The organism is Kitasatospora sp. NPDC001540 (assembly GCF_042894345.1).
In the GTDB taxonomy this organism is placed as follows: Bacteria; Actinomycetota; Actinomycetes; order Streptomycetales; family Streptomycetaceae; genus Kitasatospora; species Kitasatospora phosalacinea_C.
Genome location: NZ_JBIAVO010000005.1, coordinates 305,440 through 330,885 on the forward strand (window position 1 = coordinate 305,440; position 25,446 = coordinate 330,885).

Genomic DNA, 25,446 nt, shown 5'->3' on the forward strand with positions numbered 1-25,446 from the left:
CGCATGGCCTCGTTGTCCAAGCCCGACGCGCCCCGGTTCGACGTCGACGTCTTCCAGAACGAGTACCTCGCCCAGGGGTCCCGGGAGGTCAACGCCATCGTCACGGTCACCGCGACCGGCGGCGGCACCTCCGGCGGCCGGCCGATCGGCGCCGCCGGGGCGGAGGCCGCCGTGGTGCTGGTGATCGACTGCTCGGGCTCCATGGAGTACCCGAGCAGCAAGATGCGGGACGCCCGCGAGGCCACCGCCGCCGCCGTCGACGAACTGCGCGACGGCGTCGCCTTCGCCGTGGTGGCTGGCACCCACCAGGCGGAGGACGTCTTCCCGGGCAACGGCCGCCTCGCGGTCGCCGACCCCGCCACCCGCGAGCAGGCCAAGCTCGCGCTGCGCCGCCTGACCCCGTCCGGCGGGACGGCGATCGGCACCTGGATAGCCAAGGCGCAGCAGTTGTTCGCCTCCCGCCCCCAGGCGTCGATCCGGCACGCCGTCCTGCTCACCGACGGCCGCAACGAGCACGAGGAGCCCGCCGACCTGCAGCGCGCCCTGGACGCCGCCACCGGGTACTTCACCGCCGACTGCCGCGGCGTCGGCACCGACTGGGAGGTCGCCGAGCTGCGGAAGGTCTCCTCCGCGCTGCTCGGCACCGTCGACATCGTCGCCGAGTCCTCCGGCCTGGCCGAGGACTTCCGGGCCATGATGTCCGCCGCGATGGGCAAGCAGGTCGCCGACGTCTTCCTGCGGGTGTGGACGCCGGTGGGGGCCCGGGTGAGGTTCGTCAAGCAGGCCGCCCCGGCCGTCGAGGACCTCACCGGGCGCCGCACGGAGACCGGCCCGCGGGCCGGGGACTACCCGACCGGGTCCTGGGGCGACGAGTCCCGGGACTACCACGTGTGCGTGGAGGTCCCGGCGGCGGCGGTCGGCAGCGAGATGCTGGCGGCCCGGATCAGCCTGGTCCTGCCGCACCCCGACGGCACCGCCGAGGTGCTCGGCCAGGGCCTGGTGCGCGCCGTGTGGACGGACGACCTGGCCTCCTCGACCCGGATCAACCCGCAGGTCGCCCACTACACCGGGCAGGCCGAGCTGGCCGATTCGATCCGGGTCGGCCTGGAGGCCCACCGGGCGGGCGACTTGGCGCTCGCGAGCGCCAAACTGGGCGCCGCGGTCAGGCTGGCGTACACCAGCGGCAACGAGGGCACCCTCAAGCTGCTGCGGAAGGTGGTGGACGTGGTCGACGAACGGGAGGGTACCGTTCGGTTCCGTAAGAACGTGAGCGAGGCCGACTCGATGACCCTCGAGACCCGGTCGACCAAGACCGTGCGCGTGAAGAAGTGAGCCGGACACCCGCCGGACCCGAACCTGCTGGAGTGGGGACCTGATGCCGATCTGCCCTAGGGGACACGAGTCACAGGCCGAGGACTGGTGCGACTACTGCGGCTTCCCGATGACGCCGCCGCCCGGCCTGGCGATCCCCGGCTTCCCGAACGGCCCGGCCCAGCCCGGTGCCCAGGGGCAGCCGGGCGGCCCCGCCGCGCCGCCGCCGGGACCGCCCGGGCCGCCCCCGTACACCTCTTCCGGCTACCCGCCGGTCGGACCGGGCAGCACCCCGCCGTCCGGCACCCCCGCGGGCGGGAACGGCGGCTACTTCGAGCCGCGCCGCACCCCGACCCCGCCCGCCGGCACCCCCACCGGGCCCGCCGCGGGCGCGCCCGGTGGCCCCGGCGCGCCCGGCCCGTACGGTGCCCCGCCGCCGCCCCCGCCCACCACCGGCCTGGTGAACTGCCCGATCTGCCGCAGCCCGCAGACCGGCCGGTACTGCGAGGAGTGCGGCTACGACTTCAACCTGGCCACCACGGCCCGCCCGCCGGGCGCCGCGCCCGGCCCGCTCGGCCACCAGCCGCCGCCCGCGCCGCCGCAGGGCCAGCGGCCCGCGCAGCAGGGCTACGGCTTCCCGCCGCCCGCCGCCGCGCCCGCGTTCGAGCCCCCGGCCCCGCCGCCGTACGAGCAGCGCCCGCCGCAGCAGCCGCCGTACGAGCAGCAGCGCGCCCCGTACGAGCAGCCCCAGCAGCCGTCCGCCCCGCAGTCCCACGCCCCGCAGTCCCCGTACGAGCAGCGGCCGCCGCAGCCGCCGCAGTCGCAGTCGCCGTACGAGCAGCAGCGGCCCGGCTTCCCGGCCGCGCAGGCCGCGCAGGGCGGGGCGGCCCCGGCCGCGCCGTTCGAGCCGCCCGCGGCGGCGGGGTTCCCGGACATCGACTACGAGCGCACCGGCCCGGTGTACCCCGAGCCGTCCGGTCCCCAGTCGGGCCACCAGCCGCAGCAGGGGGGCGACTCCGGGACGTCGTTCCGGCTCAGCCCGCCCGGGCGGCAGCCCGGCGGCGCGCCGCAGCAGCGCGCCACCTGGTACGCCGTGGTGGCGCCCGACCACGAGTACTTCACCGACATGATGACCCGCAGCGGCCCGGAGGCGGCCGGCCTGTACTTCCCGCAGTACACCTCGGAGCGGCGGGTCCCGCTGACCGGCCGCGGCCAGCTGCGGATCGGCCGGCGCAGCCAGCAGCGCGGCACCGTGCCGGAGATCGACCTGTCGGTCGCCCCGGAGGACCCGGGCGCCTCGCACCAGCACGCCCTGCTGGCCGAGCAGCCGGACGGCAGCTGGGTGGTGGTCGACCAGGACTCCACCAACGGCACCACCATGAACGGCAGCCCGGAGACCCTGCCGCCGCACACCGCGGTCCCGCTGAACGACGGCGACCGGATCCACGTCGGCGCCTGGACCACCATCACGGTGCGCCTGGCCTGACGAGACGTCAGGTCACCGCCCGCTGACACCGCGTCACCACCGGCCCGCGGCCGGGGAGTCCGCTCTCCGGCCGCGGGCCGACCCGTCACCTTCCTGACGCAGAACGCTCAAGATTCGCACAAAAGTGCCCGTGGGCAGGAGCGCAGCCCCTACGCTTCGCCCATGAGTGAAGCAATAACCGCGGACGGGATCCGGAAGCGGTACGGGGATGTCCAGGCCGTCGACGGGGTGTCACTCTCCGTCGCGACTGGCGAGTTCTACGGTCTGCTCGGGCCGAACGGGGCCGGCAAGACGACCACCTTGGAGATCCTGGAGGGCATCCGGGAGGCCGACGAGGGGCGGGTCGAGCTGCTCGGACTGTCGCCGTGGCCGCGCAACCCGAAGCTGCTGCCGCGGATCGGCGTGCAGTTCCAGGCCTCCGCGTTCTTCAACAAGCTGAGCGCGCGCGAGACCATCCGCACCTTCGCCTCCTTCTACGGCATCGGCCCGCGGGCGGCCGACGCGATGCTGGAGCGGGTCGGCCTGACCGAGTCCGCGAACGTGCTGACCGACAAGATGTCCGGCGGCCAGGCCCAGCGCCTGTCCATCGCCTGCGCCCTGGTGCACGACCCGGAGCTGGTGTTCCTGGACGAGCCGACCACCGGCCTCGACCCGCAGGCCCGCCGCAACCTGTGGGACCTGCTGCGCGACATCAACGCCGAGGGCCGCACCGTGGTCCTCACCACGCACTACCTGGACGAGGCGGAGGTGCTCTGCGACCGCGTCTCGGTGATGGACCACGGCAAGGTGCTGAAGACCGGCGCGCCCGCCGCGCTGGTCCGCGAGATCGACGACACCGTGCGGGTCCGGATCGAGTCCGGGCTGCTGAGCGTCGACCGGGCCCGCGAACTGCTCACCGCCGCGGGCGCCGTGCACAGCAACCTGGAGGACGACGGCGTCACCCTGGCGCTGTCCACCGCCGAGCCCGGCCCGGTGCTGTCCGTGCTGGCCGAGCAGAACGCGCTGCGCGGCCTGGAGGTCCGCGGCGCCACCCTGGAGGACGTCTTCCTCCAGCTGACCGGACGGGAGTACCGGGCATGACCGCCACCGAACGGCCCCCGGCCCCCGCCCCGGCCGCCGCCGCCGAGGGCAAGGAGAAGGCCAACGCCTTCGTCGGCCTGTCCCGGGTGATGCTGCTGGGCTTCCTGCGCGACAAGGGCACCCTGTTCTTCACCCTCGCGCTGCCGCTGATGTTCCTGCTGCTGTTCGGCGTCCTCTACAAGGGCGGCGGCACCTCGCACGTCAAGGTCGCCGAGGTCGGCCAGGTCAAGATCCTGGACGAGGCCCGCGCCCACGCCGAGGGCGCGCTGGACGCCCTGGAGATCACCACCGGCCTGTCCGAGGCCGACGCCCTCGCCAAGGTCAGGAAGGGTGACCTGGACGGCCTGGTCACGGAGGGCCCGAACGGCACCCTGGTGCTCCGCTTCAGCCAGGCCGACCAGGTCAAGTCGGCCACCGTGCAGGGTATCGTCAACTCGCTGGTGGACGGCGCCAACCAGGCCGCCTCGAACGCCCCCGCGAAGTACACCCTGGACGCCTCCAAGGTCGAGGACGACTCCACCAAGCCGATCCAGTACCTGACCCCGGGCCTGCTCGCCTACGCCGTCGCCATGGGCGCGGTCTACGGCGCCTCCTTCACCCTGGTCACCTGGCGCAAGAAGCGGGTGCTGCGCCGCCTGCGGCTGGCGCCCATCTCGGCGGGCACCATCGTCGGCGCCCGGGTGCTGGTCAGCGTGCTGGTCGCGCTCGCCCAGACCGGGCTGTTCCTGATGGTCGCGCAGATCGACTACTTCGGCCTCAAGCTCACCGGCGACTGGTGGCTGGTGCTGCCGCTGGTGGTCTGCGCCACCCTGGCGTTCATGTCGATCGGCCTGGTCACCGGCTCCCTGGCGAAGACCGAGGAGTCGGCGAACGGCATGAACCAGCTGATCATCCTGCCGATGTCCTTCCTCGGCGGCGCGTTCATCCCGCTGGACTTCGCCCCGGGCTGGCTGCAGGACATCTCCCGGGCGCTCCCGCTGCGCTACCTGATCGTCCCCGCCAAGTCGGTGCTCAGCCAGGGCGGCGGCCTCGCCGAGGCGCTGCCCGCGATGGGCATCCTGCTGGGCTTCACCGCGGTGCTGTGCGCCGTCGCCTGGCGCTTCTTCAACTGGGACGACGCGTAACCGCCCCCGCCCCGGACGGGGGTCGTACGCCGGAAGTCCCGGTGTACGACCCCCGTCGGCGTCTGCGACCATGGACGGGTGACTGACACCGGGCGCGAGACCACCACCGCAGAGGAGACCTTCTACGACCAGGTCGGCGGCGAGGCGACCTTCCGCAGGCTGGTCCACCTCTTCTACCGCGGTGTCGCCCAGGACGAACTGCTGCGCCCGATGTACCCGGAGGAGGACCTCGGCCCCGCCGAGGAGCGCTTCGCGCTGTTCCTCATGCAGTACTGGGGCGGCCCGCGCACCTACAGCGAGCGCCGCGGCCACCCGCGGCTGCGGATGCGGCACGCCCCGTTCCGGGTCGACCGGGCCGCGCACGACGCCTGGCTGAAGCACATGCGCGCCGCCCTGGACGAGCTGGCGCTGCCCGCCGAGGCCGACCGCGAGCTGTGGAACTACATGACGTACGCCGCCGCCTCGATGATCAACACCGCGGGCTGAACCGACCACGGGCCGGGCCGACCACGGGCCGCGCCGACCGCCGACGGGGCGGCTCAGCGCAGCGGACTGAGCCCCAGGCCGGCCCCGGGCGCGGCCGCGGTGCGCAGCGCGACGGACCCGGCGGGCGCGTCCAGCCGCAGCCAGGCCCCGGCCCGGTACGCGGCGAGCGGGCCGCCGGCCCGCAGGAACCCGATCGTGTGGGCGGCGTGCGCGGCCCGCAGCGGCAGGCCCTCGACGACGGCCAGCGGCCGGGACCAGATCTCGTCGGCGACCGCGTCGACCGCCTGCCGGGTGCGGTGGTGGTCCGGCATCCCGGCCACCCGCTGCTTGAACTCGGCGACGGCCCCGCGCACCTCGTCCGCCACCCGGTCGACCGGGGGCCGCCCGAGCAGCTGCCAGCCGGAGCGCGGCGGGAGCAGCCCGGCCCAGGACGGGCCGGTGACCGGCGCGGGCAGCCCGAGCGCGGCGCCCGGCTCGTCCACCGACTCCAGCAGTTGACCGGCGGAGACGGTCAGGTCGGCCGCCGCGTCGAGCCCGGCCAGCCGCACGGTGCGCACCGCGAGGACCGCGGCCCCGCCGAGCGGCAGCCGCCCGAACACCGCCAGCACCCCGCCCTCCGGGCCGGGCACCGCCTGCAGGCGGACGGCCGCGGCCCGGTCGAAGCGCAGCAGCCGTCCGAGGAAGGCGGCCAGGTCGGTGCCCTCCCGCTGGTCGGCGAGGTCGAGTCGGGTCTGCACGGTCACCGGGGTTCAGCTCGTTTCGTCGGCGCGGAGGCGGTGGCGGCCCATCGGTCCGCGGCAGGGCCCCCAGGGGCCCGGGGCTCGCGGTGGACGCCCGCGGCGGGGCCCGCGGGGCTGGTCAGGCGGCGCAGTCGGCCGGCTGCTCGTCCATGAACCGGCTCAGGAACTCCCGCTCGACGGGGCTGATCCGGCGCGGCCGGCCTTCGGCGAGGTTGTAGGGGACGACCACGGTGGAGGCGGTGACGTACACCGTCTCGCGGCCGTCCTCGGCGACGTCCTTGATCTCGTAGGAGACGGTCAGCGAGGCGCCGCCGATCCGCGTCACCCAGGTCTCGATGGTGACCGGCTCGGGCCGGTGCACCAGCGGCCGCTTGTAGTCGATCTCGTGGCGGGCCACCACCGAGCCGCCCGCGAACTCCCCGGCCCCGGCCTCGGCGGCCTGGGTGAACATGAAGTCGATCCGGGCCTCCTCGAGGTAGCGCAGGAAGACCACGTTGTTCACGTGGCCGAAGGCGTCCATGTCGGACCACCTCAGGGGGCAGGCGTAGATGTGGCGGGCCACGGTGTTCTCCTCAGACTTCTCCGTACCCGTAGGTACCTGCGGGCAGCCTACGGGCCGCGGTCCGGCAGCCCGCCCGCGGGGGCAGTCTGCCGGACCGGTGTTGCACCCGGGTGTCAGTCGCGGGTCAGCTTCTTGTAGCTGGCGCGGTGCGGGCGGGCGGCGTCGGCGCCGAGGCGCTCGATCTTGTTCTTCTCGTAGGACTCGAAGTTGCCCTCGAACCAGAACCACTTGCTCTCGCCCTCGTAGGCGAGGATGTGGGTGGCCACCCGGTCCAGGAACCAGCGGTCGTGGGAGATGACCACGGCGCAGCCGGGGAACTCCAGCAGCGCGTTCTCCAGCGAGGACAGGGTCTCGACGTCGAGGTCGTTGGTCGGCTCGTCGAGGAGCAGCAGGTTGCCGCCCTGCTTGAGGGTCAGCGCCAGGTTGAGGCGGTTGCGCTCACCGCCGGAGAGCACCCCGGCCGGCTTCTGCTGGTCCGGGCCCTTGAAGCCGAACGCGGACACGTAGGCCCGGGACGGCATCTCGACCTGGCCGACGTTGATCCAGTCGAGGCCGTCGGAGACGACCTCCCACAGGGTCTTCTTCGGGTCGATGTTGGAGCGGGTCTGGTCGACGTAGCTGATCTTGACGGTCTCGCCGACCTTGACCGTGCCGCCGTCCGGGGTCTCCAGGTCCTGGAGCATCTTGAACAGGGTGGTCTTGCCCGCGCCGTTGGGGCCGATCACGCCGACGATGCCGTTGCGCGGCAGGGTGAAGCTGAGGCCGTCGATCAGGACCTTGTCGCCGAAGGCCTTCTGGAGGTTCTCGACCTCGATGACGACGTTGCCCAGGCGCGGGCCCGGCGGGATCTGGATCTCCTCGAAGTCCAGCTTCCGCATCTTGTCGGCCTCGGCCGCCATCTCCTCGTAGCGGGCGAGGCGGGCCTTGGACTTGGCCTGGCGGCCCTTGGCGTTGGAGCGGACCCACTCCAGCTCTTCCTTGAGCCGCTTGGCGCGCTTGGCGTCCTTCTGGCCCTCGACCTTGAGACGGGTCTGCTTGGTCTCCAGGTAGGTGGAGTAGTTGCCCTCGTACGGGTAGGCGCGGCCGCGGTCCAGTTCGAGGATCCACTCGGCGACGTTGTCCAGGAAGTACCGGTCGTGGGTGACGGCGACGACGGTGCCGGGGTACTTCTCCAGGTGCTGCTCCAGCCAGTTCACCGACTCGGCGTCCAGGTGGTTGGTGGGCTCGTCGAGCAGCAGCAGGTCGGGCTGCTCCAGCAGCAGCTTGCACAGCGCGACGCGGCGGCGCTCACCACCGGACAGCTTGGTGACCGGCCAGTCGCCGGGCGGGCAGCCCAGCGCGTCCATGGCCTGCTCCAGCTGGACGTCGAGGTCCCAGGCGTTGGCGTGGTCCAGGTCCTCCTGGAGGGTGCCCATCTCGGCGAGCAGCTCGTCGGAGTAGTCGGTCGCCATCAGCTCGGCGATCTCGTTGAACCGGTCGAGCTTGCCCTTGATCTCCTTGACGCCGTCCTGGACGTTCTCCAGGACCGTCTTGGACTCGTCGAGCGGGGGCTCCTGCTGGAGCATGCCGACGGTGAAGCCCGGCGAGAGGAAGGCGTCGCCGTTGGAGGGCTGGTCGAGGCCCGCCATCATCCGCAGCACGGTCGACTTACCGGCGCCGTTGGGGCCGACGACGCCGATCTTCGCCCCGGGGAGGAAGCTGAGCGTCACGTCGTCAAGGATGACCTTGTCGCCGTGTGCCTTGCGCACCTTGCGCATGGTGTAGATGTATTCCGCCACGTTGAGATCGCTCCGGCGTCGTCGTGAGTAATCGGCTTGCAGCCTTCCATTGTGCCGTAAGGCCGGGGCCGCCCCGAACGCCCTTCGGGGCGGCCCCGCGGCCCCCCGGGCCGCCGGCTGCGGGCGCCCGGTCAAGCGAACGGCCCCGCCTCCCTGCTCCGGGAGGCGGGGCCGTTCCCGTCCCGCCCGGCGCGCGGCCGGGCGGGCGGGTTCAGCTCGTTGTTCAGGAGGCGCGGCTGTGGCGGCCGCGGCGGCGCAGGCCGTAGACCGCGGCACCGCCCGCGACGACCAGCGCACCGGCCATGGCGGCGGTCAGGCCGGTGCCCATGCCGCCACCGGTGGAGGCCAGCTGGGGACCGGTCGGGCTGGCCGAGGGGGCCGGGGCGGAGGCGGGGGCCGACGGCGCCGGGGACTGGGTGGAGCTGTCGGTCTTGCAGTTCAGCAGGCCGGTGAAGGTCTTGGAGAAGTTGTCCGGGCCGGTGACGGTGACGGTGTACTTCTCGTCCTCCTTGGCGGGGACGCTCACGGCCTGGGTACCGCCCGGCTTGACGGTGTAGTCCTTGCCGCCGACCTTGAAGACCGCGTCCTTGTCGCCCTTGTTGCCGAGGGTGACCACCACGGCGCCCTTGGCGCAGTCGACCGCGACGTCGGCGGTCGGGACGGCGCCCAGCCCCCAGCTGAGGGCCGCGCTGGCCGCGACCGGGACGGTGCCGTGACCGGCCAGGATCAGGGTCTGGCTGCGCTCGTTCTTGTCGTTGTGGCCGACGAAGGCGCGGCCGACGGAGGTCTTGGCGGTGCCCGTCGCGGTGATGGAGGCGGTGCCCGCGGGGGTGTCGGCCGGAACCTTGGCGTAGATCTTGTCGCCGGACTTCACGTTCTTGACCGCTGCGCCCTTGTCGTCGACCAGGGTGACCTTGGCAGCGGTGCCCTTGTCGTCCAGGGCGACGCTGACCGCCGCCGCTCCACCGCCCGCCGTGACGGTGATCGGGCCCAGCGTGGTGCCCGACTTCCCGCCGACGGAGGCCGGGACGAGGCTCAGGGTCGGCTTGGGCTCCTCGGCCTTGCCGTTCTGGTTCGCCTGGTCGATCAGCCAGGTGGTGAGCCGCTGGGCCAGCGGGTGCTCCTTCTGCGTGATCTTGACGTTGGGGTCGGAGAAGGACCAGATCGCCACCTGGGTCGCGGCGGCGGCATCCTCCTCGCTCAGGCCCTGGATCTTCGAGGCGGCGGCCAGCTGGTCGGCGCTGACGGCCGGGTAGGAGTGCTGGAGGATCCAGAGGACCTTGGGCCCGGCACCGGGGTTGTCCTGGAGCGAGCTGGAGTTCCAGTCGGTCTCCTGGTACTCGGCGCCGTCCTTGGTCTCGTTGAGCAGGTCGATGCAGTAGACGGGGAGCTTCTCGTCGCTGTCGCCGATGGAGATGTAGAACGGGCCGGCGTGGACGTTCACGTCCCCCTGGGTGGCCGGGTCGAAGCGCTGGACGTTCTCCCAGACGTCCCCCCACTTGGTGATCTTCGCGGTGACCGGCTTCGTGTCGGCCGCAGCCGCCGCACCGGCCGCGAACAGGCCCGAGCCGACCGTCAGGCCGGACGCGAGCATGACAGCAACGATGCGGGAAACAGCCCGCCCCTGCTTGTGGAACATGTGGATCCCTCCGGGCGGCGACGTGCCACTGGCAACCCGCCCCCTGCAAAGCGGCACCCCCTGTGGCGCCGCTGCACGTGTGTGGACCAGACGCATCCTATTGACGCGATCCGGCCACTCCAGGGCCGTAGCGAATCAGGACGATATCGTGGCTGTTCTGTTATCAAGGAGCCGACCGTCCGCACGAGTTGATGAGTCGACATAAAGCCACGGGGCGCCACCGCGGCAATCAGGATTGCACTCACCGGCTCAAGAAGTGCCCCGTTTCCGTCAGTTCAGAACCTCCTGGGCCACATCCGCCCCTCCCTCCCCCGCCGCACCGCCGGGGCCGCCACCGGCCTCGCCCGCCTCCTCCGCCCGGCGCCGGGCCGCCACCGCCGCCACGATCCACTCCGGCACCGCCTCCTCCACCAGCCGCACCGCCCGCGGCCCGCTCCCGGCGGACGCCCGCCCGTCCGCCCCCGAACCACCGCCCGGGCCGACCGCGTCGCCCGCCCCCGAACGACCCGGCGGCGGCGCCGACTTGGTCTCCAGCCCGCGCCGGAACGCGGACGTCCCGCGGGCGAGGTCGTGGCCGACCGCGCGGGCGTCGATCTCCACCTCCACCCTCCGGTTGCCCTCCTGTTCCCACTCGCGGACCCGCAGTCGGCCGCTCACCAGCAGCGGGTCGCCCTTGTTCACCGAACTGACCACGTTGACCGCGAGCCGCCGCCAGGCCACCACCGTCACCCAGGTCGTCTCGCCGTCCGCCCAGTCGCCGCGCTCCCGGTCGTAGCGCCGCTCCCGCGCGGCGAGCCGGAAGTTCGCCACCGACACCCCGCCGGGCGTCTCCCGGTACGTCACGCTCGACGCGGCGTTCCCGACCATCGTCACCAGGGCCTCGTCCATTGCGGATCCTCCGTTCCCGGCCGTGCCGACCGGCGCTCCTTTCGCGGCGGAATCTCCGCCGCGAGAAGATCCTCCGTTTTCCGGGAAATCCGCACCAGTCCCTTCCGTGCCCCTGTGGAAAAACCCGGCCTGTGGAAAAACCACTCCCCTCTCCCGGGTGAATTCCCGGCCCTTTCCGGTCCGAAATCGACCATTTCGACGCCGCGCCCACGACAACGCCCCGGACTCCGCCCGTCGGAAGGGCCGTTCGGACACCCCGTCCGGTGACCGCCCGCACACCCGCCCGCACACCCGGCGTCCACCCCCGGTCCACCCCGAAACCACGAACGGGTGGCCGTCGACTCGACCCGTCCATGTCATCCGACCGGTGGAAACCCCTAAACGCGCCCCCACCGCGGGCCGCTCCGGGCGATTGCCCCCGCCGAATCCATAACGGGTGAGGTCGCAGCCCCGTAACGACTGCACAACGTCCCGCCCCGAGAGCCGGTAGACCGCTGCACACCACGGCACTACCTGCGATTATCGGACCGCCCGCGGAGGCCGACACACCCGGTCCGGTCTTCGAAGTCCAGGCGGTGGAACTGAACACCCGTATCCTGTCCCGGAACATCCCGTCCCGGCCCAGGCCCGGCAAGCGGGCCGACGTCAGCACCCCGGCCCCCATAGCTCAGCGGATAGAGCACCCGCCTTCTAAGCGGTAGGTCGCAGGTTCGAATCCTGCTGGGGGCGCCCACACGGCCCGACCGGCCCCGACGCCGCAGGGTGAGCGCTCCCCCACTCAACGCGGCGCCCCGCACCCCACCGAACGCGGCACCCCGCATCCACCGCTCCCCGTCGGCCCCGCCCGCGCCCCGCCCCCGCCGCCGCCGTCACGACCGCCCTGTCAGCGCCCCGTCGCGAGGTCCGCCAGGAACCCGTCCAGCAGTGCGCGTTGGCGCTCCGGCGGGAACTCACCGGGGGCGAACAGCGCCTGCACCACCAGCCCGAGGACGAACGACTGCGCCTGCGCGGCCAGGTCGGCGGCCGGACGGCCGGCCGGGAGCTCGCCGAGCTCCTGGGCCTGGGCGCAGAGTTCGGCCATCCGCCGCCGGGCCCGGCGGTAGCGCTCGGCGTGCCCGGCGGTGAGTTCGGGGTCGCCGAGGGCGGCGTCCCAGGAGCCGATCCAGATCCGGTTGTCGGCGGCGGCCGCCGCGTCCAGCGGCAGGACGTCGAGCAGGGCGGCGCGCAGCGCGGGCAGGCCGCGGGCGGCGCCGGCGGCTTCGGTGGCGGGCCGGTGGCGCCCGACGGCCTGCCGGTCGAGGACCTCCAGCGCGTGGGCGACCAGGGCGCGCTTGTGGGGGAAGTAGTGGGTGAGCAGGCCGGTGGAGGCGCCGAGCTCGGCGGCCACCGCGCGCAGGGTCAGCCCGCCGAAGCCGCGCTCGGCGAGGACCCGCCCGACCGCCTCCGAGACGTCGCGGCGGCGGGCTTCGTGGTCACCGCGGGCAGGGGGTGTCATGCGCGCTAGGGTACCTACCAAACGTTTGTTACGTACGCTGTCGCCCGGAGGGGGAACCGATGTATGCCGTAGCGCTCGCCGAGGACGCCGAGCTGCGCCCGCTGGAACCGTGGCGGGCCGGGGAGTTCCTGGAGCACATGGACCGGGCCCGGGCCGGAATCGATCCGTGGATCCCGTGGGCCACCCGCAGCACCGATCCGGAATCCGCCCGCGCGACCCTGCAGAAGTTCGCCGACCGGCAGGCCGCCGACACCGGCCGGATCTACGGGATATGGCTGCGCGGAACGCTGGTCGGCGGCGTGATGTTCGTGCAGTTCGACGCCGCGGGCGGGGTCTGCGAGATCGGCGTGTGGACGGAGCCCGCCGCCCAGGGCCGCGGCCTGGTCTCCGCGGCCGTCCGCCGCCTGCTGGACTACGCGCTGGTCGAGCGCGGCCTGTACCGCGCCGAGTGGTGGAACAGCACCGTCAACCTGCGCAGCCGGGCCGTCGCCCAGCGCCTGGGCATGACCCTGGACGGCACGCTGCGCGCCCACACCGAGCACCTGGGCGTCCGGCTCGACCTGGAGGTCTGGTCGATGCTGGCCCCGGAGTGGCGGGCCGCCCGCGCGGCCGGGGGTCGGGAGGCCGAGGCCCCCGAGGCCGGTTCCCCCGCCGGGAGTTGACGCAGCTCACCTGGCCCGCCCGGCCCCCGCGTGAAAGCCTGGGGAGACCACCCGTCGCCCCCGGAGAGGCCCCGCCATGCCGTCCGTGCCCGCCGCGCCCGCGCGCGCCGTCCCCCCGCTCGACCGCCCGCGCCCCGGGGACGTCGAACTGCCCACCGGCGCGGCGGGCCTGCGCTGCTGGGTGGGCCCGGAGCGGGTGGCGACGCTGCTGCTGGAGCGCCCGGAGCGGCGCAACGCGGTGACCGCCGCGATGTGGCGGGCGCTGCCGGAGGTGCTGGCGGCGCTGGCGGAGCGCCCGGACGTCCGGGTGCTGGTGCTGACGGGCGCGGGCGGCGCGTTCTCGGCGGGCGCGGACATCGCGGAGCTGGCCGGGGTGTACGCCGATCCGGCGTCCGCGGACGCGTACCACGCCGCGAACGTGGCGGCCGAGCAGGCGCTGGCGGCGTTCCCGCGGCCGACGCTGGCGGTGGTCCGCGGCGCCTGCGTGGGCGGCGGCTGCCAGTTGGCGCTGGCCTGCGACCTGCGGCTGGCGGCCGCGGACGCCCGGCTGGGCATCACCCCGGCGAAGCTGGGCGTGGTGTACCCGGCGGTGCCGACGCTGCGGCTGGCCGCGCTGGTCGGCCCGGCCCGGGCCAAGTACCTGCTGTTCTCCGGCGAGTTGCTGCCCGCCGAGCGGGCGGGGCGCCTCGGCCTGCTGGACGAGGTGCTGCCGCCCGCCGAACTGGACGCCCGGGCACGGGAGTTCGCCGCCATGCTGGCCCGCCGTTCGCCGCAGACCATCGGCGCGGTGAAGGCGGTGCTGTCCGTCGACCCGGCGGACGCGGCGGCCGCCCTGGCGCCCTGGGAGCGCGCCTCCCGGACGGCACCGGACGTCCGGGAGGGCCTGGCCGCGTTCCTGGAGCGCCGCGAGCCGCGGTTCTGAGGCCGGGGGTCGGCGCTCAGCGGATCGGCGCCCCCGAGATCGCCCGGGCGATCACCAGCCGCTGGATCTCGCTGGTGCCCTCGAACACGGTGTAGATGGCGCTGTCGCGGTGCATCCGCTCGACCGGGTACTCGCGGGTGTAGCCGTTGCCGCCGAGGATCTGCATGGCCTGCGCGGTGACGAACTTGGCGGTCTCCCCGGCGTACAGCTTGGACATCGAGCCCTCGGCGCTGGTGAACGGCTGGTTGTTGACGGCCATCCAGGAGGCCCGCCAGACCAGCAGCCGGGCGGCGTCGATCCGGGTCTTCATGTCGGCGAGCTGGAAGGCGACGCCCTGGTTCTCGATGATCGGCTTCCCGAACTGGACGCGGGTCCTGGCGTAGTCGAGGGCGACCTCGTACGCGGCCCGGGCGATGCCGATGGCCTGCGCGCCGACGGCGGGGCGGGAGGCCTCGAAGGTGGCCATGGCGGCGTTCCTCCCGCCGCCCTTGGTGCCCTCGCGGGCCCGGGCGAGGCGGGCGTCGAGCTTCTCCTTGCCGCCGAGCAGGCAGTGGCCGGGGACGCGGACGCCGTCGAGGACGACCTCGGCGGTGTGCGAGGCGCGGATGCCGTGCTTCTTGAACTTCTGGCCCTGGCTGAGGCCCTTGGTGCCGGGCGGGATGACGAAGGAGGCCTGGCCGCGCGAGCCGAGCTCGGGGTCGACGGTGGCGACCACCACGTGGACGTGCGCGATGCCGCCGTTGGTGGCCCAGGTCTTGGTGCCGTTGATCACCCACTCGTCCTTGGCCTCGTCGTAGACGGCGCGGGTGCGCAGCGCGGAGACGTCGGAGCCGGCGTCGGGCTCGGAGGAGCAGAACGCGGCGACCTTGACGTCCTCGGGGGTGCCGAACATCTGCGGGGCCCAGGTGCCGATCTGCTCGTCGGTGCCGTTGGCGAGCACGGCGACGGCGGCCAGGGTGGTGCCGGTGATGGCGAGGCCGATGCCCGCGTCGCCCCAGAACAGCTCCTCCATGGCGATCGGGATGCCGACGCCGGAAGGGTCGAAGAACTGCTGGGCGTAGAAGTCGAGGGAGTAGATGCCCAGCTTGGCGGCCTCCTGGATGATCGGCCAGGGGGTCTCCTCGCGCTCGTCCCACTCCGCGGCGGCGGGGCGGATGACATCGGCGGCGAAGCCGTGCAACCAGTCGCGGACGGCGATCTGGTCCGGCCCGGGGTCGAGCGAGAAGGTGGTCATGTCGGCCTCCAGGAGACGGTCGTGCGGGCCGGCGGGTCGGCGCCACTGCGATGTTACCTCCGGTAACATGGCGGCGAGTCTGCTACCGATAGGTCATCGGTGTCAACGCCCGACGAGCCGCCCACCCGCCCGCACCAGGAGCAGCGCATGACCACCGAACCCCACCGCGAACCCCGCCGCGAACAACTGCTCAACGCCGCCGACCGGGTCGTCCAGCGCGAGGGCCCGAGCGCCAGCATGAACGCGATCGCCGCCGAGGCCGGCATCACCAAGCCGATCCTGTACCGGCACTTCGGCGACCGGAACGGCCTGATCGGCGCCCTGACCGAGCGCCACACCGCCGGGCTGCTGGCCGCCGTCCGGGCCGCCCTCAACGAACCGCTGGAGCGCCGCGACCGGGTCGAGCACGTGCTGGACGTCTACCTGGCCGCGATCGAGTCCCGTCCGCAGGTGTACCGGCTGCTCACCCACCCCGAGCCCGGCGACCCCACCGGCGCGGGCAACGCGCTGGCGCCCGCGCTGCGGCAGATCGCCGAGGAGATCACCCGCGCCATCCAGCAGCAGGTCGACCTCGGCCAGGACGGCCCGCTGCTCTCCGAGACCTGGGGCCGCTCGATCACCGGCATGGTGCTGGCCGCCGGGGACTGGTGGCTGGAGACCCGCCCCTGCCCGCGCCCGCGGATGGTGCAGGCCCTCGCCGACCTGTTGTGGGGCCGGCTCTCCGCCGCCGCCGACCTGCCGCCGATGCTGGCCGTCCCGGAGGCCTGAGCACCTCGGCAACCCGCAAAACATGAGCGCGCCTCACCTCTTGTGCGGCAGGAGCGGCTCCGGCAGGATCGGCGCACCCCGCCCCGCCCACGCCGTGAGGTGCCCCCGTGCGCGTCCGCCGCTCCGCCGCCGCCCTGCTGCTCACCGCCGCCGCCCTCCTCGGCACCGTCTCGGCCGGCCCGCCCGCCGACCGCACCCCGTTCGACGCCCGCAGGGTCTCCTCGACCACCCTCGCCGACGGCCGCACCGTCTTCACCGACGCCCGCGGCCGCGTCCTGGACCTGCGCGGCTTCAACCTCGACAAGTACGACGAGACCACCGAGGCCGACCTGCGCGAACTCGCCGCGCACGGCTTCGGCCTGGTCCGGATCGCGGTATCCTGGTCCCGCCTCGAGCCCGCCCGCGGCCACTACGACCGGGCCCGACTCGCCCGGCTCGGCCGGATCCTCGACTGGGCGGCGCGGTACCGCCTGTACGCCGTCGTCGACTTCCACCAGGACGTCTACGGCCAGTACTTCCTCGGCGGCGACGGCGGCGCCCCCGCCTGGGCCACCCGCGACGACGGCCTCCCCTTCGCCGCCGACCCGGACGACTGGTTCGCGGGCTACTTCCAGCCCGCCGTCCAGGCCGCCTTCCGCCACCTCTACGACGACCCCGACCTGCGGCGCGCCCAGTCCGACCTGTACACCACCGTCGCCCGCGAACTGCGCGGCAAGCGCGCCCTGCTCGGCTACGACCTGTTCAACGAGCCCTTCGGCCCCGTCGACGGCGACCCCGCCGACCCGGCCGTCCTGGCCGCCGCCTCCGCCGCCCTCGAACAGGGCCGGCTCGCCGCCATGTACCGCCGCCTGGTCACCGCCGTCCGCCGGGCGGACCGCGACGCCTGGCTGTTCGTCGAGCCCACCGTCCTGGTCGGCCAGGGCGTCCCCACCCGACTGCCCGCCTTCACCGACCCCCGCCCCGGCCCCGACCGGATCGGCTACGCCCCGCACTTCTACGACACCGCCGTCGAGGCGGGCCGGGACTGGGACCCGTCCGGCGGCTTCGTCGAGGCCTACACCGCCGCCGTCACCGGCTACCCCACCGCCCACCACCTGCCCGTCCTGGTCGGCGAATGGGGCCCGCCCTCCGCCGCCACCCCCGGCAACGCCGAACTGATCCGGCGCCAACTCGCCGCCATGCGCACCTTCGCCGCGGGCTGGACGATGTGGTACTGGTGCCGCGGCACCGGCGGCTACTGCGCCCTCACCCCCGACGGCCGCCCGGCCCCCGGCTACGCCCCCGTCTTCGCCGGATAGCCCGCAGCGCGGCCCCGCGCCCCGTCAGGTCAGGGGTGCGGGGACCGCGCGAGCGACCGGGGCGCGGCCCCGCCCGCTCCAGGCCCCGCCTACTCCAGGCCCCGCCGCACCAGCAGCGGCCCGATCTCCGGATCCCGCCCCAGCACGTCCCGCACGCACTCCAGCGCGTCCCGGCTCCCGCCCCGCGACAGCAGCCGCTCCCGGAACAGCCGCCCGCTCTCCCGCACCCCGAGGCCGTTGGCGCCGAACCACTCCACCGTCTCCGCGTCCAGCACCTCGGACCAGATGTACGCGTAGTACCCGGCGCTGTACCCGTTCGAGAAGACGTGGTTGAAGTACCCGGTGCGGTACCGCGGCGGCACCGCCGCGACCGCGACGCCCGCCTCGGCGAGCGCCCGCGCCTCGAAGGCCTCCGCGTCCTCGACCACCGGGTCCGCGGCCGTCCGGGTGTGCCAGGCCCAGTCGAGCAGGGCCGCGGCCAGGTACTCGACCGTCCGGAAGCCCTGCCCGTAGTTCTCGGCGGCGAGCATCCGCTCGACCACGGCGGCGTCCAGCGGCTCCCCGGTGACGTGGTGGCGGGCGTAGTGGGCGAGCACCTCGGGCCGGGTCATCCACATCTCGTTGACCTGGGACGGGAACTCGACGAAGTCGCGCGGCACCTCCGTCCCGGCGAAGGACGGGTACCGCACGTCCGAGAACAGCCCGTGCAGCGCGTGCCCGAACTCGTGGAACAGGGTGCGCACCTCGTCCCAGCTGAGCAGCGCCGCCTCGCCGGGCGCCGGGCGGGCGATGTTGAGGTTGTTGACCACCACCGGCCGGGTGCCCAGCAGCCGGGACTGCGGGACGAGTTCGTTCATCCAGGCACCGCCGCGCTTGGACTCGCGGGCGTGGAAGTCGCCGATGAACAGGCCCAGCGGCGAGCCGTCCGCGTCGAACACCTCGAAGACCCGCGCGTCGGGGTGGTACGCCGTCAGGTCGGGCCGCTCGGTGAAGGTCAGCCCGTACGCGAGGTGGGCGGCGAAGAAGACGCCGTCGTGCAGCACCCGCTCCAGCTCGAAGTAGGGGCGCAGCGCCGCGGTGTCCACGTCGTAGCGCTCGGCGCGGACCTTCTCCGCGTAGAACGCCCAGTCGTGGGCGGCGAGTTCGTCGATCCCGTCGGCGGCCGCGGCGGCCGCCAGGTCGGCGGCCTCGCGCTCGGCGTTGGCGACGGCGGGGGCGACCAGGCGGCCGAGCATCGCGGCCACCGCCTCGACGGTGCCCGCGGTCTCGTCGGCGACCACGTACGAGGCGTGGGTGGGGTGGCCGAGCAGGGCGGCGCGTTCGGCCCGCAGCGCGGCCATCTTGGCGGCGAGCGGGCCGTTGGTGTCGAGGCCGCGGCGCAGCGAGGAGGTGAGCAGCCGCTCGCGCAGGGCGCGGTCGGTGAGGGCGGCGAGTTCGCTCTGGTTGGAGAAGTTCTTCAGGCTGAGCACCCAGCGGCCGTCCTGGCCCAGCGCGCGGGCGTTCTCCGCGGCGGCGGCGACCGCGGCGGCGGACAGGCCGTCGAGGGCCTCGGCGCTGTCCACGGCGACCGCCCCGGCCAGCGAGGCGTCGTGGGTGTTCTTGCGGAACGCGGCGGCGTCGGCGGCGAGTTCGGCGTTGATCTCGCGCAGCCGCTGCTGCCCGGCGGTGTCCAGGCGGGCACCGGCCCGGACGAACGCGGTGTGCCGGCGCTCCAGCAGGCGCAGCGACTCGGCGTCCAGGCCCAGTGCGTGGCGGGCCTCGTGCAGGGCGTCGAGCCGGGCGAACAGCGCGGCGTCGAGGTGGATCGCGTCGGCGTGCGCGGCCAGCAGGGGGCTGATCTCGGCATCGAGCGCCTGGACGCCGGGGGTGGTGTCGGAGGAGTCCTGGTTGAAGAAGACCGCCGCGACCCGGCGCAGCACCGCTCCCGAACGCTCCAGCGCCACCACGGTGTTGTCGAAGGTCGGCGGCTCGGGGTTCGCGGCGATCGCGGCGACCTCGGCGAGCTGGTCGGCCATGCCCCGTTCGAAGGCCGGGCGGTAGTGCTCTTCCCGGATCTCGGCGAAGGGCGGGAGCTCGTACACCAGGGTGCTGGGCGAGAAGAAGGGGTTGTCGCTCATGTCCGCGACCCTACGGGCCGCCGGGCCCTGGCGGAACACTGTCACGACAAGCCGCCGCCGCACCGCCGCGCTCGCGCCGCGACGCCGCTTGTCACCGCCACCGGCTACCGTCGACAGGTCCTGCCCGCACAGCCGGACACGCATCCGGAGCACCCCGAGAGGAGCCGCCGCCCGTGCGCTACGCCCTGGTGCCCGATCCGCACGGCCCCGGCGGCCGCCTGCAGCCGCTCGACGAGGAGGGCGCGCCGCTGGGCCCGCCCGAGCCCGCGCCGCGGCTGGCCGAGGCGGTGGCCGCGGTGGAGGCCGCGCACGCCCCGCGCTGGGTGTGGCCGACGGCGGACACCGCGTACGGCCCGCTGCTGGCGGCCCTGCCGGTGCGGCTGGCGCGCTGCCACGACCTGCGGTTGACGGAGGCGCTGCTGCTGGGCCGGGAGGGCCGGTTCGGGTCGCCGCGTTCGCTGGGCGCGGCCTGGGCGCGGCTGCGCGGGCTGCCGGTGCCGGCCGACCTGCCGGAGGGCGCGCTGCCCGACGAGGACGGCCTGTTCGCCCCGGACCGGCTGCAACTTCCGCCGGGAACCGACCAGTTGGAGGCCACCGTCGCGGTGCACGCGGAGCAGCTGCGGCGGCTCGCGGCGATCCCGGACGCGGCGGCCCGCGCCCGGTTCCGGCTGCTGGTGGCGGCCGAGTCGGCGGGCGCGCTGCTGGCGTGCGAGATGGCGCACGACGGACTGCCCTGGCGCGCGGACGTGCACGACGCGCTGCTGACCGAGCTGCTGGGCCCGCGCCCGACGATCCCGGGCACCCAGCCGACGAAGCTCGCCGAGCTGGCGCTGGAGGTGCAGCAGGCGCTCGGCGCCCGCCCGTTCAACCTGGACTCGCACACCCAGGTGATCAAGGCGTTCGCGGACCGCGGCGTCCACCTCTCCTCGACCCGCTCCTGGGAGCTGAAGTCGGTGGACCACCCGGCGGCGGCCCTGATGGTCCGCTACAAGGAGCTGTCCCGGCTGCACGCCGCGCACGGCTGGGCCTGGCAGGCGGCCTGGGCGCGCGGCGGCCGGTTCCGCCCGGAGTACGTGGTCGGCGGGGTGGTGACCGGCCGGTGGGCCTCGCGCGGCGGCGGCGCGCTGCAGATCCCGCGGACGATGCGCCGCGCGGTGGTGGCCGACCCGGGCTGGCTGCTGGTGGTGGCGGACGCGGCGCAGCTGGAGCCCCGGGTGCTGGCCGCCCTCTCCGGCGACGCCGGGCTGGCCCGGACGGCCGCCGGGGGCGACCTGTACGCGGCGCTCGCCGCGAGCGCCTTCCAGGGCGACCGGGAGAAGGCGAAGCTGGGCCTGCTGGGCGCGATGTACGGCCAGACCGGCGGCGGCATCGGCCCGCTGCTGAACACGCTGCGCCGCCGCTACCCGGCCGCGATGGGGTACGTGGAGGCGGCCGCCCGCACCGGGGAGGACGGCGGGGTGGTCTCCTCCCGCCTGGGCCGGGTCTGCCCGCCGCCCTCCGCCGACTGGCTGGACCTGACGGAGGCGCCCGAGTCTGGCGAGGCGGGCGGCCGGTCGGCGCGCGCCCGCGGCCGCTTCACCCGCAACTTCGTGATCCAGGGCAGCGGCGCGGACTGGGCACTGGCCCTGCTCGCGGCCCTGCGCCGCCGACTGGCCGCACTCAGCTCCGGCGAGGACCGTCCGCACCTGGTCTTCTTCCAGCACGACGAGGTGGTCGTGCACACCCCGGCCGACCTGGCCGACACCGTCGCCGCCGCCGTCGGCGAGGCCGCCGAGGAGGCCACCGCCCTGGTCTTCGGCGACACCCCGGTCCGCTTCCCGCTCACCACCGCCGTGGTCGACTGCTACGGCGACGCCAAGTAGCGGCCCCCGCCCCTCACTCCCCCGCGTCGGACCCGGGACCACCCCTCCTCCCCGCTCCCCCGCTCACTCCCCCGCGCCGGACCCGGGCCGGGTGACGAGCAGCAGCAGGGCGTCGTCGCCGAGTTCGCCGCCGGTGTGCGCGAGCAGGTCGGCGTAGAGGCGGGCGACGGCGGCGTCGAGGTGGGCGAGCGAGCGCCAGCCGTCGCGCACCAGCGGCCCGGCCCGTTCGGAGAGGGGGTAGAACTCGCCGCCGCGGGCGCCCCTGGCCTCGATGACGCCGTCGGTGCACAGCACCAGGACGTCCTGCGGGCCGAAGGGCACGGCGGTGGGGCGGGGCTGGCCGGGGACGAGGTGGCCGAGGCCGAGCGGCACCCAGGGGTCGGCGAAGTCGACCACCTCGCTGCTCCCGTCGGCGTGCACCCGCAGCGGCGGGACGTGGCCGCGGTGCAGCAGGTCGACGCTGCCGGGTTCGCCGAAGGCGGCGAACACCGCGGTGGTGAACTCCCCGTCGGGGACGTGCCGCTGCACGCTGGCCTCGATCCGCCCGGCCACCGCGGGCAGCGACTCCTCGTCGTAGGCGGCCTCGCGGAACGCGCCGAGCACCACGGCGGCGGTCTGCACCGCCCCGAGCCCCTTGCCGCGCACGTCGCCGACCAGCACCCGGGTGCCGTACGGGGTGTCGAGGACGGAGTACAGGTCGCCGCCGATCCGGGCGGCGTCCGCGGCGGAGACGTACCGCACGGCCAGCCGCAGCGGCCCGACCACCGGTTCGGGCTGGCGCAGCAGCGCGCGCTGGGCGGCCTCCGCGACCGAGCTGACGGCCGCGAAGGCCGCGGCCCGTCGCATCCGCAGTTCGGCGATGCCCGCGCTGAGCGCGGTGACCGCGACGTAGCTGACCATCGCGCCGTACAGGAAGCGGCTGTCGGCGAGGTTGTCGACCTGGTCGTAGCGGCTGAGGCCGAGCAGGGCCATCAGGCCGAGGAAGCAGACCGCGAGCAGTTCGCGCGGCCGCAGGGTGAGCGCGGCGACGGAGGGGACGACGACCATCAGCGGGGCGAGGTAGCGGTCCTGCCCGGAGAGGTAGTCGGCGAGCGAGACGACCACGATGGCGGTCAGCGCGGGCGCGGCGCGGCGCAGCAGCGAGAGGTCCTGCAGGTCGGTCGCCAGCAGGGCGCTGCGCCGTCGGCTGGGCGGTACCCCACCGGTCTGGCCCGCCGGTCCGCCGCCCCCGGGTCGAAGGTGCACCTTCCGAACATATCGGACCTCCGGGCCCCCTGCTCCACCCGGGCGGAATTCCGACAATCAGGGCCAACCGCACCAAATTGTCATACCGTACGCTCACCACTGGTCCGCGGCGACGGAAGGCTCCCGGATGTCCGGTTACGGCACGACACCCCCGAGTTACGGCAACCCGAGCGGCCGCCCGAACGTACCCCCGCCGCGCCGGGGCACCGCCGCGCCCACCCGCTACTGGCCGAAGGTCCTCCTGACCGGCCTGGCCCTGTGGGCGGCCAGCGTCGCGGTGACCTTCGCGACCTCCAACAGCAACCTGGTGCCGACCGTCGTGCTGCTCGGCAGCTTCCTCGTCCCGGCCGCCTTCACCGTCTGGGCGTACGAGCGGTTCGCCTCGGACGTCGGGCCGGGCCGGATCCTCGCCTGCTTCGGCGTCGGCGGGATCATCGGCGTGCTGGGCGCCTCGGTGCTGGAGACGTACCTGCTCTCGCCCTCGGTGGGGATGTACCTCGGGGTGGGCCTGATCGAGGAGGCGGTGAAGCTCTTCGCCCTGGTGCTGGTCGCCCGCAACATCCCGGTCCGCGGCCTCAGGCACGGCCTGGCGCTGGGCGCCACGGTCGGCGCGGGCTTCGCCGCGTTCGAGAGCGCGGGCTACGCGTTCAACGCGGTGCTGACCGTCCACGGCCTGTCGCTGAAGGACCTGGTGGAGACCGAGGTGCTGCGCGGCCTGCTCGCCCCGGTCGGCCACATCCTGTGGACCGGCATCCTCGGCGGCGTGCTGTTCCGCGAGCGCCGCGGCACGCACTTCCGCCTCACCGCCCCGGTGCTGCTCACCTACCTGGGCGTGTCGCTGCTGCACGCGCTGTGGGACGGCATGAACGGCATCGCGGTCTGGTTGGTGGTCCGCACCACCGGCACCGACCTGCGGGAGCAACTGTTCGCCGACGGCTACCTGCCGCACCCCACCCAGCAGCAGGTGCACCTGTACACGCTGTACGACGTGCTCGGCCTGGTGGTGGTCTCGCTGCTCGGCCTGTACTGGCTGCGCCTGCTGGTCCGCCGCGAGGAGCGGGCGCCGCTGGCGGTCTGAGCCGTTCGGAGGAACGGACGGCGGGCGGCCCGGTGCGGGCCGCCCGCCGTTGCCGCTCCCGGCCCGGCGCCGACTACCCTCGGGGGCGGGCCGCGGGCCGCCCGCGCCGGAACGCGCCCCTCGGTGGACTCGATACCCCCAGGGGGTATCCTGGTCATCAGATGGGCACCCGGCCCACCAGCAGCACCCGCGCGTTCGGAGGTCCCCATGGCCAGCACCGTCACCTACACCGTCAGCGGCATGAGCTGCGGCCACTGCGAGAAGGCGATCAGCGGCGAGGTCTCCGCCCTGCCCGGCGTCACCGCGGTCGCCGCCGACGCCGCGGCCGGCACCGTCACCGTCACCGCCGAGCCCGTCCCCAGCGACGAGCAGATCGCCGCCGCGGTGGACGAGGCGGGCTACGAACTGGTCGGCCGGGCCTCCTGACCCGCCCTCGGGGGCGGCCCGCGCCGCCCCCGCCATCTCAACTCCTGCACCGAGTCCTGCACCGAGCGAAGCGGACGAGCTGATGAGCACCACCACCGACCCCGCGGCCGCCCCCCGCGACCGCGTCGAGCTGTCCATCGGCGGCATGACCTGCGCGTCCTGCGCCGCCCGGATCGAGAAGAAGCTCAACCGGATCGACGGCGTCGAGGCCACCGTCAACTTCGCGACCGAGCGGGCCCGGGTGGACTTCGGCCCCGGCACCAGCGTCGCCGACCTGATCGCCACCGTGGAGCGGACCGGCTACAGCGCCGAACTCCCGCCCCCGCCCGCGGAACCCGAACCCGCCCCCGGGTCCGTGCAGGCACCCGTCCGGGAGTCCGACCCCCTGCGCGACCGGCTGCTGGTCAGCGCCGTGCTCGGCGCCCCCGTCGTGCTTCTCTCGATGGTCCCGGCCCTGCAGTTCGACAACTGGCAGTGGCTGGCCTTCGCCCTCACCGGTCCGGTCGTCGTGTACGGCGGGTGGCCGTTCCACCGGGCCGCCTGGACCAACGCCCGGCACGGCGCCGCGACCATGGACACCCTGGTCTCGCTCGGCACCCTGGCCGCCTTCGGCTGGTCGGTGTGGGCGCTGTTCCTCGGCGACGCCGGGATGCCCGGCATGCGGCACTCCTTCACCCTCACCGTGGGCGGCGCCGACGCCTCCTCCGCGCTCTACCTGGAGACCGCGGCCGCCGTCACCACCCTGATCCTGCTCGGCCGCTGGCTGGAGGCCCGCGCCAAGCGGACGGCCGGCGCCGCGCTGCAGGCGCTGCTCGACCTGGGGGCCAAGGACGTGGCCGTGCTGCGGGACGGGCGGGAGGTGCGGGTGCCGGTCGGGCGGCTCGCGGTCGGCGACCGCTTCGTGGTGCGGCCCGGCGAGAAGATCGCCACCGACGGCACCGTGGTCGAGGGCAGCTCCGCCGTGGACGCCTCGATGCTCACCGGCGAGTCCGTGCCCGTCGAGGTCGGCCCCGGCGACGCCGTGACCGGCGCGACCGTCAACGCGGGCGGCCGCCTCCTCGTCGAGGCCACCCGCATCGGCGCCGACACCCAGCTCGCCCGGATGGCCAAGCTGGTCGAGGACGCCCAGAACGGCAAAGCCGCCGCCCAACGCCTGGCCGACCGGATCTCCGCCGTCTTCGTGCCGATCGTGATCGCCCTGGCGCTGGCCACCCTCGGCTACTGGCTGGGCACCGGCGAGGGCTG

22 protein-coding genes and 1 tRNA gene are annotated in these 25,446 nt (G+C 74.3%); 14 read left to right on the forward strand and 9 right to left on the reverse strand.

The genetic code is table 11. The features are described 5' to 3' along the window. Nucleotides 1–3 precede the first annotated feature (3 nt). From ACFY00_RS09780 to ACFY00_RS09800, 5 genes are all read left to right on the forward strand, one after another. Nucleotides 4–1,332, forward strand: coding sequence for a VWA domain-containing protein (locus tag ACFY00_RS09780; protein ID WP_388029140.1), 1,329 nt, complete (start codon nt 4–6; stop codon nt 1,330–1,332). 43 nt (nt 1,333–1,375) lie between these two features. After that, nucleotides 1,376–2,797 carry an FHA domain-containing protein gene (locus tag ACFY00_RS09785; protein ID WP_388029143.1) on the forward strand — a complete coding sequence of 474 codons (1,422 nt, stop codon included), beginning with the start codon at nt 1,376–1,378 and terminating at the stop codon, nt 2,795–2,797. A gap of 162 nt (nt 2,798–2,959) precedes the next feature. Then, complete coding sequence (locus ACFY00_RS09790) at nt 2,960–3,877, forward strand: ATP-binding cassette domain-containing protein (protein ID WP_388029144.1); 918 nt, start codon at nt 2,960–2,962, stop codon at nt 3,875–3,877. Continuing rightward, entirely contained in the window at nt 3,874–5,001 is a 1,128-nt protein-coding gene (locus ACFY00_RS09795; RefSeq protein ID WP_388029146.1) for an ABC transporter permease, read from the forward strand. The genes ACFY00_RS09790 and ACFY00_RS09795 overlap by 4 nt, the downstream gene beginning before the upstream one ends. A 78-nt stretch (nt 5,002–5,079) precedes the next feature. Then, nucleotides 5,080–5,487, forward strand: a complete 408-nt coding sequence (locus tag ACFY00_RS09800) for a globin (protein WP_388029149.1) — start codon at nt 5,080–5,082, stop codon at nt 5,485–5,487. Nucleotides 5,488–5,540: 53 nt separating this feature from the next. Here ACFY00_RS09800 and ACFY00_RS09805 read toward each other — a convergent pair whose 3' ends face one another. The 5 genes from ACFY00_RS09805 to ACFY00_RS09825 all read right to left on the reverse strand — a co-directional run bounded on the left by ACFY00_RS09805 (nt 5,541) and on the right by ACFY00_RS09825 (nt 11,094). Continuing rightward, nucleotides 5,541–6,230, reverse strand: coding sequence for a hypothetical protein (locus ACFY00_RS09805; RefSeq protein ID WP_388029151.1), 690 nt, complete (start codon nt 6,228–6,230; stop codon nt 5,541–5,543). Nucleotides 6,231–6,345: 115 nt separating this feature from the next. Then, nucleotides 6,346–6,789 (reverse strand): acyl-CoA thioesterase, encoded by a 444-nt coding sequence (locus tag ACFY00_RS09810; protein ID WP_388029154.1) that lies wholly within the window; start codon nt 6,787–6,789, stop codon nt 6,346–6,348. Between the two features lie 113 nt (nt 6,790–6,902). Next, nucleotides 6,903–8,567, reverse strand: a complete 1,665-nt coding sequence (gene ettA / locus ACFY00_RS09815) for an energy-dependent translational throttle protein EttA (protein WP_388029157.1) — start codon at nt 8,565–8,567, stop codon at nt 6,903–6,905. Nucleotides 8,568–8,790: 223 nt separating this feature from the next. After that, nucleotides 8,791–10,161 carry a Cys-Gln thioester bond-forming surface protein gene (locus tag ACFY00_RS09820; protein WP_388029160.1) on the reverse strand — a complete coding sequence of 457 codons (1,371 nt, stop codon included), beginning with the start codon at nt 10,159–10,161 and terminating at the stop codon, nt 8,791–8,793. A gap of 315 nt (nt 10,162–10,476) precedes the next feature. Continuing rightward, on the reverse strand, nt 10,477–11,094 hold the full coding sequence (locus ACFY00_RS09825; RefSeq protein ID WP_388029163.1) for a single-stranded DNA-binding protein: 618 nt from the start codon (nt 11,092–11,094) through the stop codon (nt 10,477–10,479). A 656-nt stretch (nt 11,095–11,750) separates the two neighbouring features. Here ACFY00_RS09825 and ACFY00_RS09830 point away from each other — a divergent pair. Continuing rightward, nucleotides 11,751–11,823, forward strand: a tRNA-Arg gene (locus ACFY00_RS09830). A gap of 154 nt (nt 11,824–11,977) precedes the next feature. Here the strand turns inward: ACFY00_RS09830 and ACFY00_RS09835 are convergent. Then, entirely contained in the window at nt 11,978–12,589 is a 612-nt protein-coding gene (locus ACFY00_RS09835; RefSeq protein WP_388029165.1) for a TetR/AcrR family transcriptional regulator, read from the reverse strand. A 59-nt stretch (nt 12,590–12,648) separates the two neighbouring features. Between ACFY00_RS09835 and ACFY00_RS09840 the strand changes: the two genes are divergently transcribed. Both ACFY00_RS09840 and ACFY00_RS09845 read left to right on the forward strand, forming a co-directional pair. Further along, complete coding sequence (locus ACFY00_RS09840; RefSeq protein WP_388029168.1) at nt 12,649–13,251, forward strand: GNAT family N-acetyltransferase; 603 nt, start codon at nt 12,649–12,651, stop codon at nt 13,249–13,251. Between the two features lie 76 nt (nt 13,252–13,327). Beyond that, a complete protein-coding gene (locus ACFY00_RS09845; RefSeq protein ID WP_388029170.1) occupies nt 13,328–14,173 on the forward strand; it encodes an enoyl-CoA hydratase/isomerase family protein in 846 nt (281 codons plus the stop codon). Between the two features lie 16 nt (nt 14,174–14,189). Here ACFY00_RS09845 and ACFY00_RS09850 read toward each other — a convergent pair whose 3' ends face one another. Then, nucleotides 14,190–15,407, reverse strand: coding sequence for an acyl-CoA dehydrogenase family protein (locus tag ACFY00_RS09850; protein WP_388029173.1), 1,218 nt, complete (start codon nt 15,405–15,407; stop codon nt 14,190–14,192). 147 nt (nt 15,408–15,554) lie between these two features. Between ACFY00_RS09850 and ACFY00_RS09855 the strand changes: the two genes are divergently transcribed. Both ACFY00_RS09855 and ACFY00_RS09860 read left to right on the forward strand, forming a co-directional pair. Further along, the gene (locus tag ACFY00_RS09855; RefSeq protein WP_388029175.1) at nt 15,555–16,175 is read left to right on the forward strand and encodes a TetR family transcriptional regulator; all 621 of its coding nucleotides are present in this window, start codon (nt 15,555–15,557) and stop codon (nt 16,173–16,175) included. Nucleotides 16,176–16,282: 107 nt separating this feature from the next. After that, nucleotides 16,283–17,473, forward strand: coding sequence for a glycoside hydrolase family 5 protein (locus ACFY00_RS09860; RefSeq protein WP_388029178.1), 1,191 nt, complete (start codon nt 16,283–16,285; stop codon nt 17,471–17,473). An 89-nt stretch (nt 17,474–17,562) separates the two neighbouring features. Here the strand turns inward: ACFY00_RS09860 and ACFY00_RS09865 are convergent, their stop codons facing one another. After that, complete coding sequence (locus ACFY00_RS09865; protein ID WP_388029181.1) at nt 17,563–19,590, reverse strand: M3 family metallopeptidase; 2,028 nt, start codon at nt 19,588–19,590, stop codon at nt 17,563–17,565. Nucleotides 19,591–19,763: 173 nt separating this feature from the next. Between ACFY00_RS09865 and ACFY00_RS09870 the strand changes: the two genes are divergently transcribed. Next, entirely contained in the window at nt 19,764–21,452 is a 1,689-nt protein-coding gene (locus ACFY00_RS09870) for a bifunctional 3'-5' exonuclease/DNA polymerase (RefSeq protein ID WP_388029184.1), read from the forward strand. 63 nt (nt 21,453–21,515) lie between these two features. On the opposite strand, the gene ACFY00_RS09875 is transcribed toward ACFY00_RS09870, so the two are convergent. Next, entirely contained in the window at nt 21,516–22,697 is a 1,182-nt protein-coding gene (locus ACFY00_RS09875) for a PP2C family protein-serine/threonine phosphatase (protein ID WP_388029186.1), read from the reverse strand. Nucleotides 22,698–22,824: 127 nt separating this feature from the next. Here ACFY00_RS09875 and ACFY00_RS09880 point away from each other — a divergent pair, with 127 nt between their 5' ends. The 3 genes from ACFY00_RS09880 to ACFY00_RS09890 all read left to right on the forward strand — a co-directional run. Beyond that, nucleotides 22,825–23,775: a PrsW family intramembrane metalloprotease gene (locus ACFY00_RS09880; protein ID WP_388029190.1), complete on the forward strand. Its 951-nt coding sequence runs from the start codon at nt 22,825–22,827 to the stop codon at nt 23,773–23,775. Between the two features lie 207 nt (nt 23,776–23,982). Beyond that, nucleotides 23,983–24,201, forward strand: a complete 219-nt coding sequence (locus tag ACFY00_RS09885) for a heavy-metal-associated domain-containing protein (protein WP_388029193.1) — start codon at nt 23,983–23,985, stop codon at nt 24,199–24,201. Between the two features lie 82 nt (nt 24,202–24,283). After that, on the forward strand, nt 24,284–25,446 hold a 1,163-nt coding region (locus ACFY00_RS09890), incomplete at its 3' end, for a heavy metal translocating P-type ATPase (protein ID WP_388029195.1).